Origin of the sequence: Rhizorhabdus sp. (genome assembly GCF_018006725.1) — a bacterium.
In the GTDB taxonomy this organism is placed as follows: Bacteria; Pseudomonadota; Alphaproteobacteria; order Sphingomonadales; family Sphingomonadaceae; genus Rhizorhabdus.
Window position 1 is genome coordinate 1 of the sequence record NZ_JAGMXV010000102.1, and the last position, 16590, is coordinate 16590.

The window sequence follows — 16590 nt, forward strand, 5'->3', positions numbered from 1 at the left end:
ATCACGGTCGGGTCGAGGCCGTCCTCGGTCAGCGCCTGCGGGAAAGCGGCCGCGATGTGCATCGCGATCTGCTTGCCGACGGCTTCCATCTCGGCGACGGGAGCGTCGCCCTCGAGCGCGACGAGCACGCCGATCTTGCCGAGGCCCGGAGCAGCCGCATTGTGTACGTAGGGAACAATCGCACCCTGCGACACTTCGACGATCTTCGCACGACGCAGCGTCTGGTTCTCGCCGATCGTCGCGATGTTCGCGGTCAGCTTCTCCGACACGGTGCCGCCGCCCGGATAGGCAGCCGCGCCAAGCGCCGCAACGTCGTCACCAGCCTCGAGGGCCAGCTTGGTCACGGTGCGGACGAAGTCCTGGAACTGCTCGTTCTTGGCAACGAAGTCGGTCTCGGAATTGACCTCGACTGCAGCGCCCTTGGTGCCTTCGACGGCCACGCCAACGAGACCCTCGGCTGCCGTGCGGCTCGACTTCTTCGCGGCCGTGGCGAGACCCTTGGTACGCAGCCAGTCGACGGCGGCTTCCATGTCGCCGTTCGTCTCGGTGAGCGCCTTCTTGCAGTCCATCATGCCGGCGCCGGTCTTCTCGCGAAGCTCCTTGACGGCCGAAGCGGTGATATCCGCCATGTGCTTTTCCTTTCGTCAGAAACACGTCGCCCCGGACGAGCCGGGGTCTCAAGCCGAACCCGTGCCGAGGCACGGGTCGGGAGATCCCGGACTAAGCCGGGACGACGATAGAATTGTTACGCGATGGCTTCTTCGATCGGAGCCTCGACCGAAGCGCCGAGATCCTCACCACGCGCCTGACGACCGCCCTGCTGACCGCGCGTCGCAGCTTCGGCGACAGCTTCGCAGTAGAGACGGATCGCGCGAGCCGCATCGTCGTTCGCCGGAACCGGGAAAGCGATGCCGTCCGGGCTCACGTTCGAATCGAGGATCGCGACGACCGGAATGCCGAGGGTGTTGGCTTCCTTGATCGCCAGCTCTTCCTTGTTGGCGTCGATCACGAACATAACGTCCGGAATGCCGCCCATGTCGCGGATACCGCCGAGCGAAAGCTCGAACTTGTCGCGCTCACGGGTGAGCTGAAGGACTTCCTTCTTGGTCAGGCCGTGCGTGTCGCCCGACAGCTGCTCCTCGAGCGCCTTGAAACGCTTGATCGAGTTGGAAATCGTCTTCCAGTTGGTGAGCATGCCGCCCAGCCAGCGATGGTTGACATAATGCTGACCCGAACGACGCGCTGCCTCGGCGATCGGCTCCTGCGCCTGGCGCTTGGTGCCGACGAACAGGACCTTGCCGCCGTGCTGGACGCTCTGGCTGATGAAATCGAGCGCGCGCGCAAACAGCGGAACGGTCTGCGACAGGTCGATGATGTGGATGCCGTTGCGGTCGCCGAACAGATACGGCTTCATCTTCGGATTCCAGCGGTGAGTCTGGTGACCGAAATGTGCGCCGGCGTCGAGCAACGCCTGCATAGAGACGGTGGGAGCCGCCATAGGATTTTCTCCTTACCCGGTTTGAACCTCTGCGGGGCGGTCACCGGGAAACCCGGCACCGGTATGTGTGCCCCACATGCGGAATGCGCGGCGACATAATCCAGGACCGTCCAAAAGACAAGCCTCCAACGGCGCTTGACAGGAGGAACATTATGAGAACATAACATGCTCATCGAGAGAATATGGCACCGCGAGCCGACAAGAACGTTACCCAGCTCGCCTGCAACGGAGTAGATTCGATGCTTCAGCTGCTGTTCTTCACCTTCTTCGCGTCGATGATCCTGCTGTCGATCGCCGTCGTGATCGAGACCGCCAAGCAGGAAATGCCCTATATCCGACGGGCATTGCGCCTATCGGACAGCGGCCGGCCGGAACAGAGCATGCCCGCTCGTCGTCGGGTACGCGTCACGCGTCAGGTTCAGTTCCGGCCGGCAGCTGTTCGGCAACAGCTTCGGGTCGCCGCTTGATCCGGCTATAGCTGGCGACGCTGAACGGCACGGTCGCCAGATAGCCGAGCATGATCAGGCTGAGGGTATGCCAAGGCGCTGTGAACAGCGCCGCGCCCAGCATCGCGATGGCCAGCAAGGCCGGCAAGCGCCAGGCGCGCGAAATGAGAAGCGATGACCAACTATATGTCGCGACGTCGGAAATCATGAGGAAGCCTACCAGGGCTGCCCACGCGCAAATGAAATAGGGATCGCGAAACCAGACGACGTCGCTCCACAGCCACATCGCAACGGGAACGAGCATGATGCCGGCTCCAAGCGGCGCGGGAACGCCGGTCAAAAAGCCGGCCGCCTTGCGCGGATGCTCGACCTTGTCGATCGATGCGTTGAAACGCGCGAGGCGGAGGGCAGCGCAAACCGCATAGCCCAGCGCGAACACCCAACCAAATCGGGGTATCTCGTTCAGCGACCAGAGGAACATGATGATTGCGGGGGACACCCCGAAGGCGATCACGTCGGACAGCGAGTCCAGCTCCGCTCCGAAGCGGCTCTCCCCCTTCAGAAGCCGGGCGATCCGCCCATCAAGACCGTCGAGAATCCCGGCGACGAGAATGGCGATCAGCGCCTTTTCCCATTCTCCCGCGATCGCGAACCGCACCCCGGTGAGGCCGGAGCATAGCGCCAGCGCCGTCACCGCATTGGGCGCAACCGCGCGCGCGGGAATTCCGCGTCTTATGTTCTCGCGTCTGCCAAGCATCGCCATTCTCAGTTCCCCCGGACGCCCTGCCCGCTCACTGAGCGGCGCCGATCGTCCGATCACCCTCGCCCAGCTGCGCGATCACGGTCTCTCCGGCGATGGTGCGCTGTCCCAGGGCTACGCGATGGCCGGTTCCAGCCGGCAGATACACATCGACACGGCTGCCGAAGCGGATCAGCCCGATTCTTTGGCCGAGCCCAACCACCTCCCCGACCTTGGTCAGCGGAACGATACGGCGTGCGACCAGGCCGGCGATCTGGGTGAAACCGATCCGGGTACCGTCCGGTCCCTCGACCAGGAAATGCTGGCGCTCGTTCTCTTCGCTCGCCTTGTCGAGATCGGCGTTGAGGAAGCTGCCGGCGATATAGACGATTCGCTTGATCGTCCCGGCGATCGGCGTGCGGTTGATGTGGACGTCGAACACCGACATGAAGATCGAGACGCGGGTCATCGGCGCATCGCCGAGCCCGTCCTCCCCGGCCAGTTCGCGCGGTGGCGGCACCGTGGTGATCATCGTGACCAGCCCGTCGGCCGGCGCGATCACCAGCCCATCGCCCACCGGCGTGCTTCGGATCGGATCGCGAAAGAAGGCGGCTACCCAGAGGGTTATGCCGGCCATAGGCCAGGCCAGCGTCTCCCACGCCATGAGGGCGAAGATCAGGCAGATGACCGCCGAGATGAGGACGAACTTGCGTCCCTCGGGGTGGATGCTGGGCCAGCGCCACTTTACTGAGGTGGTGCCGATTTCGGGTTTTTCGAGCGATGTCATCGCGACCTTGTAGGGACAGCGATACCGGCTGACAATCATTGCCGCTGGCGATCATCCGCGGAATTCTTTGTTGCCGATGCCGAGAAAAGGGCGCGCGAGCGGTTGATCCGACCGATTTCTCGGCATAGGGACACGCGGCAATATCCTTCCCCGGAGATGAAGAAGCATGGCGAAGATCAAGGTGAAAACCCCGGTCGTCGAACTCGACGGCGACGAGATGACGCGGATTATCTGGCAGTGGATTCGCGAACGCCTGATCCTCCCCTATCTCGACATCGACCTCAAATATTTCGACCTCTCGGTCGAGAAGCGTGACGAGACCAACGACCAGATCACGATCGACAGCGCCAAGGCGATCCAGCAATACGGCGTCGGCGTGAAGTGCGCCACGATTACGCCGGACGAAGCCCGCGTCGAAGAGTTCAAGCTCAAGAAGATGTGGAAGTCGCCCAACGGCACGATCCGCAACATCCTCGGCGGCGTCGTGTTCCGCGAGCCGATCGTGATCAAGAACGTGCCCCGGCTCGTTCCCGGCTGGACCGACCCGATCGTCGTCGGCCGCCACGCTTTCGGCGACCAGTATCGCGCGACCGACTTCCGCGTCCCCGGCCCCGGCAAGCTCCGGATGGTGTGGGAAGGCGAGAATGGCGAAACCATCGAGCACGAGGTTTTCGACTATCCGTCGGCTGGCGTCGCGATGGGCATGTACAATCTCGACGATTCGATCCGCGACTTCGCCCGTGCGAGCATGAACTACGCGCTCGACCGCAAATGGCCCCTCTATCTGTCGACCAAGAACACCATCCTGAAGGCCTATGACGGGCGCTTCAAGGATCTGTTCCAGGAAGTGTTCGACGCCGAATTCGCCGCTGCCTTCAAGGAAGCTGGCATCGTCTATGAGCACCGCCTGATCGACGACATGGTCGCCTCGGCGCTCAAGTGGAGCGGCAAGTTCGTCTGGGCCTGCAAGAATTATGACGGCGACGTCCAGTCGGACACCGTCGCGCAGGGCTTCGGCTCGCTCGGCCTGATGACCTCGGTGCTGATGTCGCCCGACGGCAAGACGATCGAGGCCGAAGCGGCACACGGCACCGTCACCCGCCACTACCGCATGCACCAGCAGGGCAAGCAGACCTCGACCAACCCGATCGCGTCGATCTTTGCCTGGACGCAGGGCCTGCAGTTCCGCGGCAAGTTCGACGACACGCCGGACGTGGTCAAGTTTGCGGAGACGCTCGAGCGTGTCTGCATCGAGACTGTCGAAAAGGGCGGCATGACCAAGGACCTCGCGATCCTGATCGGTCCAGATCAGCCCTGGATGACCACGGAACAGTTCTTCGAACAGATCCGCGTCAATCTGGAAGCCGAGATGGCCAACTGGGCCTGATCGTAGCCTGAAAAGCGCAAGATGATCGGGGGCGTCGTTCCATCGGAACGGCGCCCCTTTTCCGTCAGGACTTCACGACGCTTCGGACCATCGCCACGGCAATCTCGCGCTCCGCGACAAAGGCTTCGTCGGCCCCAAGCTTCCGGAGATGCTCGACTTCGGCGGCGTCCTTGGCCCGCACCACGATCCGCAAGGCGGGATTGGCCTGCCGCGCCTTCTGGACGATTTGCCCCGCTTCGAACCCTTCCGCGATCGCTACGTACAGCGTCCGTGCATCGCCGATCGCGGCCCGCTCCATTATATCGGCGCTGCAGGCATTGCCCGTCAGGACCCGAGCATTGGCATGGTCTGGCAATCCGGCTGCGTCCGCCTCCAGTTCGACGACGCTGAGCCGTTCGCCGGCCTCGAGCAGCCGGATCGCGATCTCCCCGCCCACGCGGCCCGCGCCGACCACGACGACATGGCCCTTCCCCTCGTTCACTTCCTCCTCCGGCTCAGCAATCGGATCCGAGACGCCGAGCGAATGGCCGATCCGCGTGATCCAGGTGAACAGCACGGGGTTGAGCAAGATCGAGATGATCGCGCCTGCCAGGATCAGGTCGCGACCGATCGCAGGCAGGAGCTTCAACTGGAAGCCGAGGGTCGCAAGAATGAAGGAGAACTCGCCGATCTGGGCAAGGCTGGCGGCGATGGTCAGCGCCGTCGCGGTCGAATGGCGGAATGCACGAACGATCAGCCAGGCCGCGATGGACTTGCCAAGGATGATGATCGCGACTGTTCCGGCGAGCGCCAGCGGCGCTTCGATGACGACGTTGGGATTGAACAACATGCCGACCGATACGAAGAAGAGCACGGCGAACGCGTCGCGCAGCGGCAGCGTTTCCTGCGCGGCGCGCTGACTGAGCGGCGACTCCGCGAGGATCATCCCCGCAAAAAAGGCGCCCAGCGCAAAGGAAACGCCGAACAGCATCGCCGCACCGAAGGCGACCCCCAATGCGATCGCCAAGACCGCCAGACGAAAAAGCTCGCGAGATCCGGTATGGGCAATGGCGTGGAGCGCCCAGGGGATCAATCTCCGCCCTACGACCAGCATCAGCGCTACGAACCCCGCGACCTTGCCCACCGTCAGCGCGAGGATCGTTCCGATGGCGCCGCCGCTTCCAACGCCATGGGCCAGCGCAGGCAACAGCACCAAGGCAAGCACCATGACCAGATCTTCGACGATCAGCCAGCCAACCGCGATCCGTCCCCGGTCGGTCTCGAGGATCTTCCGTTCTTCCAACGCGCGCAGAAGGACGACGGTCGAGGCGACCGACAATGCGAGCCCGAACACGACACCGGCCGGGAGCCCCCACCCCATCGCATAAGCGAGCGCTGCGCCCATCGCCGTGGCGGCGGCGATCTGGACCATGGCCCCGGGAATCGCGATGCGCCTGACCGCCATGAGGTCGCGAACCGAAAAATGAAGCCCCACCCCGAACATGAGCAGGATCACACCGATTTCGGCAAGTTCATTGGCGATTCCCTGATGCGCCACATAGCCCGGCGTGAACGGCCCGACGGCGACACCCGCCATCAGATATCCGACCAACGGTGGCAGGCGCAGCCGGTGCGCCAGGGCCCCGAACAGAAAGGCCAATGTCAGGCCTGCCACAATAGTCGCGATCAGCGGTGTCGCATGGTTCACGCGCGCGCGTCTCCCCGTCTTCCTGTTGCGATGTCTCAACTAGATGGGATCAACGGTCAGGATGCAAAAGCTTTTCCACCCAAGGGGTAGTCAATCCGGGGGTGATCCGTAATGATCCCCCCATGGCGTTACCGATCCATTCCGAAGCCTTCAGTGATTCGCTGGTCATCCTCGGAACGGCTGGAATCGTCATACCCTTGTTCGCGCGGTTCAGGATCACCCCGGTCATAGGATTCATCCTGGTCGGCATGCTGGCCGGACCGCATGGGCTGGGCACGCTGACCGAGCGCTACCCCTGGCTTTATTACGTCACGATCAGCAATCCGCGATCGATCGAACCCTTTGCCGAGTTCGGGATCGTGCTTCTGCTTTTCTCGATCGGCCTCGAACTGAGTTTCCGGCGTCTGTGGGGACTGCGGCGGACGGTCTTCGGGCTCGGCACATCGAAGCTCGTTCTCGCAGCGGCGATCCTCGGCATGTCACTGTGGGTATCCGGGCAGAGCGCCGCCGGTTCGCTGGGGCTTGGGCTCGCCCTTGCTCTCTCGTCCACCGCACTCGTCCTGCCGATGGTCGGAACGACCGGCGCAATCGGTCAGCGCGCCTTCGGCATCCTTCTGCTCGAGGATCTCGCTCTCGTCCCGATCGTCTTCGCGCTGGGCGTGATGGCGCCTTATGGCGATGCCGATGGCTGGAACGGGCTGATCAAGACGGTGATGCTCGGCATCGCCGTGGTAGCCGCCATGCTGATCGGCGGCCGGCTTCTGCTGCCACGCCTGTTCGCCCAGGCCGCCCGTGCGAAGAATCCGGAACTGTTCCTGTCTGCCAGCCTGCTGGTGGTGATCCTGTCGAGCATCGCCACGACCGCCGTCGGCCTGTCGCCGATCGTCGGCGCCCTGATCGCCGGCCTGCTTATCGCGGAGACCGACTATCATGCCGAGGTCGAACTGGTCACCGCTCCCTTCAAGGGCCTGGCACTGGGGGTATTCCTGATCACCGTGGGCATGTCGCTCGATCCCGTGATGATCCTCGAAAACTGGGACAAGCTGGCCTTCGCGGTGATCGCGGTGGTGCTGGTCAAGGCGCTCATCACCGCCGGCCTGCTGCGCTTCTGGGGCGCCAAGCGGGCGGTTGCCGCGGAAACCGGCCTGCTGATGTCGTCACCCTCGGAAACCACGCTGATCGTGCTGGCGACCGCCGCCCAGGCCCGTCTCATCGCCGCCGACACAGCGGCCTTCTGGCAGATGGTGACCGCGATCGGTCTGACGATCACCCCCATCCTCGCGCGTGTCGGCCATGATCTGGCCCGCCGGGTCGACGAGCGCGACCAGGACGCCGAGGATTCGTCGGAGGAGCATTCGGGCCGCGCCATCATCGCCGGCTTCGGCCGCGTCGGCCGCCTGGTCGCGCAGATGCTCAGCACCCATTCGAAGCCCTATATGGCGATCGACGCCGACATCGACACCGTCCACCACGCCCGCAAGCGCGGCTATTCGGTGATGTTCGGCGACATCGCCCGCCCCGGCATGGTCGAGCATCTGGACCTGTCCAATGCCACCGCGCTGATCCTCACGATGGACGATCCCGTCCAGGTCGTCCGGATAACGAGACATGTTCGGCGACTGCATCCCGAATTGACGATCGTCGCCCGTGCCCGCGATCCGAACCACGCGGCAGAACTTTACCGCGCGGGCGCCACCGACGCGGTGCCGGAAACGCTCGAATCTTCGTTGCAGCTCTCAGAGGCCGTGCTGGTCGACCTCGGCATAGCAATGGGACCGGTAATCGCGTCGATCCACGAGAAGCGCGCGGAACTGCGGGCGAAGATCATGGAAATGGGGCAGCTCAGCCACGAACCGCGGATTTCGACCAGGCGATTGCGCGACGTAAAAACCGACGAGATCTGAAACGGAACCGAAACCAGTTTCGCCGGTTCTGATGGCGCCCAGACTGGATATTCGGATGGCGGACACACCCGCATATATCTTCAAGCCGCACGAACGTCCGACCTTGCCGGGCTCGCCCGCCAATCCGGACCATCCGACCGCGCGTCGGCGGCTTTACTTCCTGATCGGCTGCCTCGTCGGCATCACCGGCGGCCTGGGGAACGCGCTCGTCACCGTAAACCTCAATTTCGCGCAGGGTACGCTGGGCCTGAACAGCGATGAGGCCGCCTGGCTGACGGCCGCCTATTTCATGACCAACGTCACGGGTAATCTACTGCTCGTCAAATATCGCCAGCAGTTCGGCATACAGCCCTTCATCCGCTACATGCTTGCGGCCTATGCGCTGACCACCTTCGCGCATCTGTTCGTCCACGACTTCTGGACCTCCGTCGCGGTGCGGGCGGCGAGCGGTATCGCCGCGAGCGGCCTGTCCACGCTGACCGTCCTCTATCTGAGCCAGGCGATGCCAGCGCCCAAGCGCCTCGCCGGCATCATGCTGGGGATAAGCATTCCCCAGCTTGCCACGCCTTTGGCCCGCATGCTGTCGCCCGGTCTGCTCACCGCCGGCGACTGGCACATGCTCTACTGGTTCGAGCTGGGACTGGCGCTGGCGACGCTCGCCGCCGTTCTGGCCCTTCCCCTGCCCCCGAGCGAGCGGGTCAAGGCGTTCGAGAAGCTCGACTTCCTGACCTTCTTTCTGCTGGCGCCGGGTCTGTGGCTGCTGATCGCCGTGCTCAGCCAGGGGCGGGTCCAATGGTGGCTCGAACGGCCCTGGATCGGAGGCGCACTGGCCGCCAGCGTGGCCCTGATCGCGGCTGCGCTGATCGTCGAGCATCGCCGCGCCAATCCGCTGATCAACACGCGCTGGCTCGGTACGCGGGAGATAATGCGCCTGATGGCCGTCGCCGCCTCGGTGCGCATATTGCTGTCCGAACAGGCGTTCGGCTCGGTCGGGCTGCTCAACGTCCTCGGCATGATCAACGACCAGATGGTGGTGCTCAACCTGATCATCGTCGTCGCCTCGATCACCGGAATGGCGACAGCGGTACTGACGATCAGGCCCGATAATATCTCGCGACCGATCACCATCGCCGTCATCCTGATCATGATCGGTGCGCTGATGGACAGCGACGCGACCAACCTCACCCGTCCGTCGAGCTTCTACCTCAGCCAGGCGCTGATCGGCTTCGCCTCGCTGCTGTTCATGGCGCAGGCGATGGTGATCGGGATCGCCCGGACCTTGCTGGCCGGGACGCGCAATTTCATCAGCTTCATCGTTCTGTTCAGCATCAGCCAGAGCATGGGTGGTCTGATCGGATCGGCCTTGCTCGGCACCTTCCAGGTCGTCCGTGAGAAATATCACTCCCACGAGCTGGCCCAGGCGTTGGTGGCGAGCGATCCGCAGGTCGTCGCCCGCATCAAGGCGGGTAGCGCCGCCGTGTCGGGCGTCGTCGTGGATCCGGCCCTGCGCTCGGCCGAGGGCGCCGCCTTGCTCGCCAAGGCGGTCAGCCGCGAAGCCAATATTCTCGCCTTCAACGACGTCTTCCTGCTGGTCGGCATATTGGCCGCCGGGGCGGTCGTCTGGAGTTATCTGATCCGTCTCGGAATCAAGCGCCGTGGGGAGCCTTCCCCTCTCATCGAACTGCAACGCCGCGCTGCGGCCGGGAACGCCCCCAATGAATGACCAGACATCCCCAGCCCTTGCTGCGACAGACGCCTCGCCATCGGGCTGGCTTCCCCCGGAACGCGGGCGCTCGGTCATCCTGGCTATCGCTGCAGTGGCCATCTTCGCCGTGCTCGCCATCCTCTATGCGTGGCAATTGCCGCCTTTCGCGGGCCGTTCCGAGCGGACGGACAACGCCTATGTGCGCGGCCGGGTGACGATCATCAGCCCCCAGGTCAGCGGCTACGTCACCAGCGTCGAGGTTCAGGACTTTGCGCAGGTCAAGGCTGGCCAGATCCTCGTCACCATCGACGATCGCATCTACCGCGCCAAGGTCGCGCAGGCCGAGGCGAACCTTGCGGCGCAGCAGGCGTCGCTCGCCAATTCCGCCCAGACCGAACGGGCGAAGGAAGCCGCCACGCAGAGCCAGGACGCGGGCATCGCCAATGCCCAGGCGCAACTGGCGCGCGCGCAGGCCGATATGCACCGTGCCGACGCGCTGGTTGCCGACGGTTCGATTTCGGAGCGTGAACGCGATCAGGCCCGCGCTGTCCTGCGCGCGGCAGAAGCCAATGTCCGTCAGGCCCAGGCCGCCCGCGCCATCGGGACACAGGACGTGCGCACCGTTCAGGTGGGCCGATCGGGCCTGCGTGCAGCGGTCGAGGGCGCCGAGGCACAGTTGCGGCTCGCCCGGATTGACCTGGAAAACACCGTCATTCGGGCACCGGTCGCCGGGCAGCTGTCCGAAATCGGGGTCCGCAGCGGCGCCTTCGTGACGGCAGGCACGCAATTGCTATTCCTCGTCCCGCGCGACGTGTGGGTTGTGGCGAACTACAAGGAGACGCAGACCCGCCGCATGCGGGTCGGTCAGCCGGCGACGTTCAAGGTCGATGCCCTCGGCGGTGCCGAACTGCGCGGGCGGGTCGAGAATCTGGCACCCGCTGCCGGATCGGAGTTCGCCGTCCTCAAGCCCGACAACGCGACCGGCAATTTCGTCAAGGTGGCGCAGCGCATCGCCGTGCGCATCAGGGTCGATCCCGGTCAGGCACTCACGGCCCGACTGCGGCCCGGCATGTCGGTCGAGGCCCAGGTCGATACGCGGGGCGCACAATGAAGCGCGTCGCTGCCCTTCTGCTACCGGCCCTGCTGGCCGCCTGCGCTGCCCGCAATGCCCAACCGGTGGCGGTGGCGCCGCTCGCCCTGCCGTCCGACTGGCGCACCGCGGCTGAAGCGGGTGCGCCCGACGATGCAGCGTGGTGGGGCCGTTTTGGAGATCCCGCGTTGAGCCAACTCGTCGAGGCGGCGCTGCTTGCGAACCCCGACATCGGTATCGCTGCCGGCCGGGTGCGCGAGGCGCGCGCGGCACTGCGCGGAATCAATGCGACGCTGCTGCCGACGATCGATGCGTCCGTAACCGGCGGGCGATCACGCAGCGTCAGTGCCTTCGGTACGCCCGAAGTGCAGAATGCCGCGCAGCCGCAGGTCCAGATCGGCTATGAGATCGATCTCTTCGGGCGCCTCGCCGACCAGCGCGGGGCCGCGCGCGACAGCTATCTCGCGAGTGCTGCCGCGCGGGACGCTGTGCGGCTGTCCGTCGCAGCGACGACGGCATCCACCTATGTCACCTTGCTCGGGCTCGACGCCCGCCTGAAGATCGCCGAACGCACGCTCGCGGCCCGTGCAGAATCGCTGCACATCGCACGCTCGCGGGTCGGTAATGGCTATTCGCCGCGCCTCGAATTGCAGCAGGCGCAGGCCGAATATGATGCCACCGCTGCGATCATACCGCAGATCAAGCTCGCCATAACGCGCGCCGAAAATGCCCTGAGCCTGCTGACCGGCGGTCTCCCGCAGGCAATCAGCCGCGGTGCCGGGCTCGAAGCCCTGGCGGAGCCAACGGTCGGCGCCGGCCTACCATCCGAACTGGTGCGGCGACGCCCCGACATCGCACAGGCCGAATATCAGCTGGCCGCGAGCGACCGTTCGCTGTCGGCGGCGCGCAAGCAGTTTCTTCCCCAGGTCCGGCTGGCCGCCAGCGGCGGCGCCGCCATTTCCAGTCTATTGTCCGACCCGATCACCATCTGGAGCATCGGTGGCAGCATCCTTGCGCCGATTTTCCAAGGTGGACGTCTGGCCGCGCAAAGCGAGGCAGCCGCCGCCCGGCGCGATCAGGCTGCCTTCGGCTATCGCAAGACCGTGCTGACGGCCTTCCGCGAGGTCGAGGACGCCTTGGCAGCGGTCCAGCGGCTCGACGAACAGCAGGCGCTGGCGACCGACCAGCGGGACGCGCTGGCCGGCGGCGTGAAGCTCGCCACGAACCGCTATCGCGAGGGCTATTCGCCCTATCTCGAGCAGCTTGACGCGCAACGGCAGTTGCTCGCGGCCGAGCTCAACCTGACCCAGGTTCACGCAGATGCCATCGCAGCGCGCATCCAGCTCTATCAGGCGCTCGGCGGGGGCTGGACCGGATCGCCCGAAGCGCAGGGTGAACGCTAGGCGGCAAGCGGATCGCGGTTTCGCGGCGGCAAAAGCCCTGCTATCCCCCGCCCCATGTCATCCAACCATCTCTATCTGGTCGACGGCTCGGGCTATATCTTCCGCGCCTATCATCGCCTGCCTCCGCTCACCAACCGCCACGGCGTGCCGGCCGGCGCGGTCTATGGCTTCACGACGATGTTGTGGAAGCTGATCAACGAGCTGCACCAGGCCGATGGTCCGACCCATCTGGCGGTCATCCTCGACGCCTCGTCGAAGACCTTCCGCAACGAGATGTACGACCAGTACAAGGCCCACCGGCCGCCGCCGCCCGAGGATCTCGTGCCGCAATTTCCGCTGATCCGCGACGCGGTCCGGGCCTTTTCGGTCCCCTGCATCGAGGAACTGGGCCTCGAAGCCGACGACATCATCGCCTGTTATGCCGAAGCGGCCCTCGCACAAGGCTGGCAAGTGACGATCGTCTCGTCCGACAAGGACCTGATGCAGTTGATCCGGCCGGGTCTCGACCTGCTCGACACGATGAACAACCGGCGCCTCGGCCGCGAGCATGTGCTGGAGAAATTCGGGGTCGAACCCGAAGCACTGGGCGACGTCCTTGCCCTGATGGGCGACAGCGTCGACAATGTCCCCGGTGTTCCCGGCATCGGCCCGAAGACGGCGAGCCAGCTGATCCAGCAGTTCGGCACCCTGGAAGCGGTGCTGGCCGGGACCGACCAGATCACCAAGCCCAAGCTGAAACAATCGCTGATCGATCATGCCGACAATGCGCGATTGTCACGCGAACTTGTCCGCTTGAAGTGCGACTCCCCGCTCCCCGAGCCGCTCGATGATCTCGCACTCAAGGGCCTTCCGCCCGAGCCGCTGCGTGCCTTCCTCGAGGATATGGGCTTCAAGTCACTGCTCGCCAAGGTGCAGGGTGACGGCCCGGCGACGCTGCCCAGCGGCGGCCCGACCATGCTCGCGCTGGCCCCCGGAGCGCAGGAAAAGCCGGTGCAGGCGGTCGAACAGGTGCCGTTCAACCACAAGGACTATGAGACGGTCGTCACGGTCGAGGCGCTCGATCGATGGATCGCCGAGGCCATGGCTACGGGTCGTGTCGCAGTCGATACGGAAACCGATTCGATCGATCCTGTCAGGGCCAGGCTCGTCGGCGTCAGCCTCGCTACTGCGCCGGGCCGCGCCTGCTACATCCCGCTCGCGCATGTCGGCGATGGCCTGCTGTCCGAACGGCCAGCGCAGATCCCGATGGACGTCGCCATCGAACGGCTGCGGCCGCTGCTGGCGGCGCCGGACGTGCTTAAGATTGGCCAGAACATCAAATATGACATGGTCGTCCTCGCCCGCAACGACATCGAGGTCGCGCCTTATGACGACACGATGCTGCTGTCCTATGATCTGGACGCCGGTCTGGGCGGTCACGGCATGGACGAACTCGCCCGCCGCCATTTCGACCATGGCTGCATCGAGTTCAAAAGCGTGTGCGGCACCGGCAAGAGCCAGATCAGCTTCGACAAGGTGACGCTCGACCGCGCGACCGAATATGCCGCCGAGGACGCCGACGTCACGCTGCGGCTCTGGCAGCGGCTCAAGCCTCGCCTTGCACCGGAGAGCGCAACGCGGGTCTATGAACTGGTCGACCGACCGCTGGTGCCTGTGTTGACCGGCATGGAGCGCGCGGGCATCCGCGTCGATCGCGAGGAACTGGCCCGTTTGTCGGCAGAATTTGCCGGGCAGAGCGCCGATCTGGAGATGCAGATCCACGCCGAGGCCGGCGGTCCCTTCACGGTCGGCAGCCCCAAGCAGCTGGGTGAAGTCCTGTTCGACCGTCTCGGCTTCAAGGGCGGGCGCAAGGGCAAGACCGGCGTCTATTCGACCGATGCGTCCGAACTGGAGCGGCTGGCGGGCGAAGGCGCGAAGATCGCGCGGCTCGTCCTCGAATGGCGCCAGCTGACCAAGCTCAAGTCAACCTATACTGACGCGCTGCAGGAACAGATAAATCCCGAGACCGGGCGGGTGCACACCTGCTTCTCGATGGCTGTGGCGCAGACCGGGCGGCTGTCCTCGACCGATCCCAATCTCCAGAACATCCCTATCCGGACCGAGATCGGCCGCCGCATCCGCGATGCCTTCGTCGCCGAACCCGGTAAAGTCCTGCTCTCGGCCGACTATTCACAGATCGAGCTACGGCTGGCCGCCCATATGGCCGACGTCCCTGCGCTCAAGGACGCTTTCGCGCGGGGCGACGATATTCACTCGCTGACCGCGCAGGAAGTGTTCGGCGAGGTCAATCGAGACACCCGCGCACGCGCCAAGACAATCAACTTTTCGATCCTCTACGGCATCTCCTCCTGGGGCCTGGCCGGTCGCCTCGAAGTGTCGCGCGACGAAGCGCAGGGCATGATCGACCGCTATTTCGCGCGCTTCCCCGGGATCAACCACTATATCGCCTCCACCCTGTCGCAGGTCCGCGAGCAGGGCTTCGTCAGCACGCTGTTCGGTCGAAAGACCCACCTCCCCGGCATCCGCAGCGCCAAGCAGGGCGAGCGCCAGTCGGCGGAACGCCAGGCGATCAACGCGCCGATCCAGGGCACCTCCGCCGACATCATCAAGCGGGCGATGGTTCGGATGAACCCGGCGCTTGCCGCTGCCGGGCTGTCCGACGTCCGCATGTTGCTCCAAGTGCATGACGAACTGGTTTTCGAGCTTTCCCCGGATCAGGTGGAGTCGGCAAGCGCGGTGATCCGCGAGGTCATGGCAAAGGCCGCAGAGCCGCTGGTCGAACTTTCGGTTCCCCTCGGTGTCGAGATCGGCACGGGTACGAGCTGGGGCGCCGCACATTGAGCCTGCTCCCCGAGTCCGCCGCAGCGGGACCTGACGCGCTCAAAGAAGGCGAAGACATCAAGGCGCTTGCCAAGGGCGGCAGGACCAATTTCTTTGGCTTCCTCCTGCGGCTCGCGGCCCGCCTGCCCTTCCTGTTCATCGCCGGGCGCTGGTATGGTGCCGAGGCACTGGGCCGCTTCGCCTATGCGATCATCATCGTCGAGTTCGTCGCCACCCTCGCGACGCTGGGCCTGAAGCGCGGGCTGGCAGCGCAACTCTCCGCCACCGAACGGCCGCATGTCCATGTCGTCTGGGATGCGCTTTTGCTGGCGGCCATCGCGTCCGCCGTCGCCGCGACCGTGCTGGGCGCCCTGCCCCAGCTGATGTTTCCCAACAGCGACATCAACGGCCTCGAATGGCTGCTGCCGCTGACCATCTTCGCGCTCGCCTGGTCGGACATCTCACTGGCAGCGCTCGCGTACCGGCTCGATATCGCCGCGACGGTCCGCGCGCGCTCGGTCATCGAACCGTGGACGATCAGCATCGCTGCCTTCGGCCTGGCCTTCTACTCCCTGCGCGACGGACTGATCATCGCCTATGTCGTGTCGATGGTAGCAGCGCTCGGCGCCTCGATCTGGCCACTGCTCAAGAGCTTTGGCTGGCCCCATGGCTGGCGCCCACGCCCAAGCTCGCTGTTCCTTCTGGCGAAGCGCAACGTCCCGCTGGCGGCGGCCGATGCGATCGAATGGGGATCGCGCCGCCTCGACATCGCGATCCTGGGGCTGTTCTTTTCACCTGCCATCGTCGGCGTCTACTATGTCGCTCAGCAGGTCGCCTCGCTGCCACAGAAGCTGAAGACCAGCTTCGACCCGATCCTGGGCCCGGTGATCACGCGCAATCTCGAAGCGGGCAATCGCGAGGCTGTCGCCAAGCAGGTTGCCCAGGTCGGCTTCTAGATCATCGCCGCGCAAGCTGCCGTCGGGCTGGCGCTGAGCAATCCCGGCGAAGGGGTTATGGGGCTGGTCGGCCCGCACTTCGTGGCGGGTACGATGCGGCTCGCGTTCCTGCTGCTTGCCGAGGTCGCGCCCGCGACCGCTGCGGTGTCCGAGGCCGCCCTGCTCCAT

12 protein-coding genes and 1 pseudogene are annotated in these 16590 nt (G+C 64.9%); 8 read left to right on the forward strand and 5 right to left on the reverse strand.

What is annotated here, in order from left to right:
* Both tsf and rpsB read right to left on the reverse strand, forming a co-directional pair.
* Positions 1 to 629, reverse strand: a 629-nt coding sequence (gene tsf, locus KAY22_RS14710; RefSeq protein ID WP_296624171.1) for a translation elongation factor Ts, incomplete at its 3' end; no start/stop codon positions are given.
* Between the two features lie 116 nt (positions 630 to 745).
* The gene (gene rpsB / locus KAY22_RS14715) at positions 746 to 1498 is read right to left on the reverse strand and encodes a 30S ribosomal protein S2 (protein ID WP_296624172.1); all 753 of its coding nucleotides are present in this window, start codon (positions 1496 to 1498) and stop codon (positions 746 to 748) included.
* 182 nt (positions 1499 to 1680) lie between these two features.
* On the opposite strand from rpsB, the gene KAY22_RS14720 reads away from it, so the two are divergent.
* Positions 1681 to 1965, forward strand: a complete 285-nt coding sequence (locus KAY22_RS14720; RefSeq protein WP_296624173.1) for a hypothetical protein — start codon at positions 1681 to 1683, stop codon at positions 1963 to 1965.
* On the opposite strand, the gene KAY22_RS14725 is transcribed toward KAY22_RS14720, so the two are convergent.
* Both KAY22_RS14725 and KAY22_RS14730 read right to left on the reverse strand, forming a co-directional pair.
* A complete protein-coding gene (locus KAY22_RS14725) occupies positions 1904 to 2701 on the reverse strand; it encodes a phosphatidylcholine/phosphatidylserine synthase (protein WP_296624182.1) in 798 nt (265 codons plus the stop codon). The two genes, KAY22_RS14720 and KAY22_RS14725, sit on opposite strands and share 62 nt — an antisense overlap.
* Before the next feature lie 34 nt (positions 2702 to 2735).
* Positions 2736 to 3470 carry a phosphatidylserine decarboxylase gene (locus tag KAY22_RS14730; RefSeq protein WP_296624174.1) on the reverse strand — a complete coding sequence of 245 codons (735 nt, stop codon included), beginning with the start codon at positions 3468 to 3470 and terminating at the stop codon, positions 2736 to 2738.
* Between the two features lie 166 nt (positions 3471 to 3636).
* Between KAY22_RS14730 and KAY22_RS14735 the strand changes: the two genes are divergently transcribed.
* Complete coding sequence (locus KAY22_RS14735) at positions 3637 to 4857, forward strand: NADP-dependent isocitrate dehydrogenase (RefSeq protein WP_296624175.1); 1221 nt, start codon at positions 3637 to 3639, stop codon at positions 4855 to 4857.
* A gap of 64 nt (positions 4858 to 4921) precedes the next feature.
* Here the strand turns inward: KAY22_RS14735 and ybaL are convergent, their stop codons facing one another.
* Positions 4922 to 6544: a YbaL family putative K(+) efflux transporter gene (ybaL, locus tag KAY22_RS14740; protein WP_296624176.1), complete on the reverse strand. Its 1623-nt coding sequence runs from the start codon at positions 6542 to 6544 to the stop codon at positions 4922 to 4924.
* A 122-nt stretch (positions 6545 to 6666) separates the two neighbouring features.
* Here ybaL and KAY22_RS14745 point away from each other — a divergent pair, with 122 nt between their 5' ends.
* The 6 genes and pseudogenes from KAY22_RS14745 to KAY22_RS14770 all read left to right on the forward strand — a co-directional run.
* Positions 6667 to 8448, forward strand: a complete 1782-nt coding sequence (locus KAY22_RS14745) for a cation:proton antiporter (RefSeq protein ID WP_296624177.1) — start codon at positions 6667 to 6669, stop codon at positions 8446 to 8448.
* A 55-nt stretch (positions 8449 to 8503) separates the two neighbouring features.
* Positions 8504 to 10171 (forward strand): MFS transporter, encoded by a 1668-nt coding sequence (locus KAY22_RS14750; RefSeq protein WP_296624178.1) that lies wholly within the window; start codon positions 8504 to 8506, stop codon positions 10169 to 10171.
* Positions 10164 to 11264 (forward strand): HlyD family secretion protein, encoded by a 1101-nt coding sequence (locus KAY22_RS14755; protein ID WP_296624179.1) that lies wholly within the window; start codon positions 10164 to 10166, stop codon positions 11262 to 11264. Before KAY22_RS14750 ends, KAY22_RS14755 begins: the two co-directional genes overlap by 8 nt.
* Positions 11261 to 12646: an efflux transporter outer membrane subunit gene (locus KAY22_RS14760; RefSeq protein WP_296624180.1), complete on the forward strand. Its 1386-nt coding sequence runs from the start codon at positions 11261 to 11263 to the stop codon at positions 12644 to 12646. The genes KAY22_RS14755 and KAY22_RS14760 overlap by 4 nt, the downstream gene beginning before the upstream one ends.
* Before the next feature lie 54 nt (positions 12647 to 12700).
* Positions 12701 to 15487 (forward strand): DNA polymerase I, encoded by a 2787-nt coding sequence (gene polA / locus KAY22_RS14765; protein WP_296624181.1) that lies wholly within the window; start codon positions 12701 to 12703, stop codon positions 15485 to 15487.
* Positions 15488 to 15489: 2 nt separating this feature from the next.
* Positions 15490 to 16590: pseudogene (locus KAY22_RS14770) on the forward strand (oligosaccharide flippase family protein); the annotation flags it as partial.

Excerpts from the sequence above, each read along its gene's own strand:
- KAY22_RS14725 (WP_296624182.1), bottom strand. The coding sequence starts at position 2,701 with ATGCTTGGCAGACGCGAGAACATAAGACGCGGAATTCCCGCGCGCGCG.
- KAY22_RS14760 (WP_296624180.1), top strand. The coding sequence starts at position 11,261 with ATGAAGCGCGTCGCTGCCCTTCTGCTACCGGCCCTGCTGGCCGCCTGC.
- KAY22_RS14735 (WP_296624175.1), top strand. The coding sequence starts at position 3,637 with ATGGCGAAGATCAAGGTGAAAACCCCGGTCGTCGAACTCGACGGCGAC.
- KAY22_RS14745 (WP_296624177.1), top strand. The coding sequence starts at position 6,667 with ATGGCGTTACCGATCCATTCCGAAGCCTTCAGTGATTCGCTGGTCATC.
- polA (WP_296624181.1), top strand. The coding sequence starts at position 12,701 with ATGTCATCCAACCATCTCTATCTGGTCGACGGCTCGGGCTATATCTTC.
- KAY22_RS14720 (WP_296624173.1), top strand. The coding sequence starts at position 1,681 with ATGGCACCGCGAGCCGACAAGAACGTTACCCAGCTCGCCTGCAACGGA.
- KAY22_RS14755 (WP_296624179.1), top strand. The coding sequence starts at position 10,164 with ATGAATGACCAGACATCCCCAGCCCTTGCTGCGACAGACGCCTCGCCA.
- KAY22_RS14730 (WP_296624174.1), bottom strand. The coding sequence starts at position 3,470 with ATGACATCGCTCGAAAAACCCGAAATCGGCACCACCTCAGTAAAGTGG.
- KAY22_RS14750 (WP_296624178.1), top strand. The coding sequence starts at position 8,504 with ATGGCGGACACACCCGCATATATCTTCAAGCCGCACGAACGTCCGACC.
- rpsB (WP_296624172.1), bottom strand. The coding sequence starts at position 1,498 with ATGGCGGCTCCCACCGTCTCTATGCAGGCGTTGCTCGACGCCGGCGCA.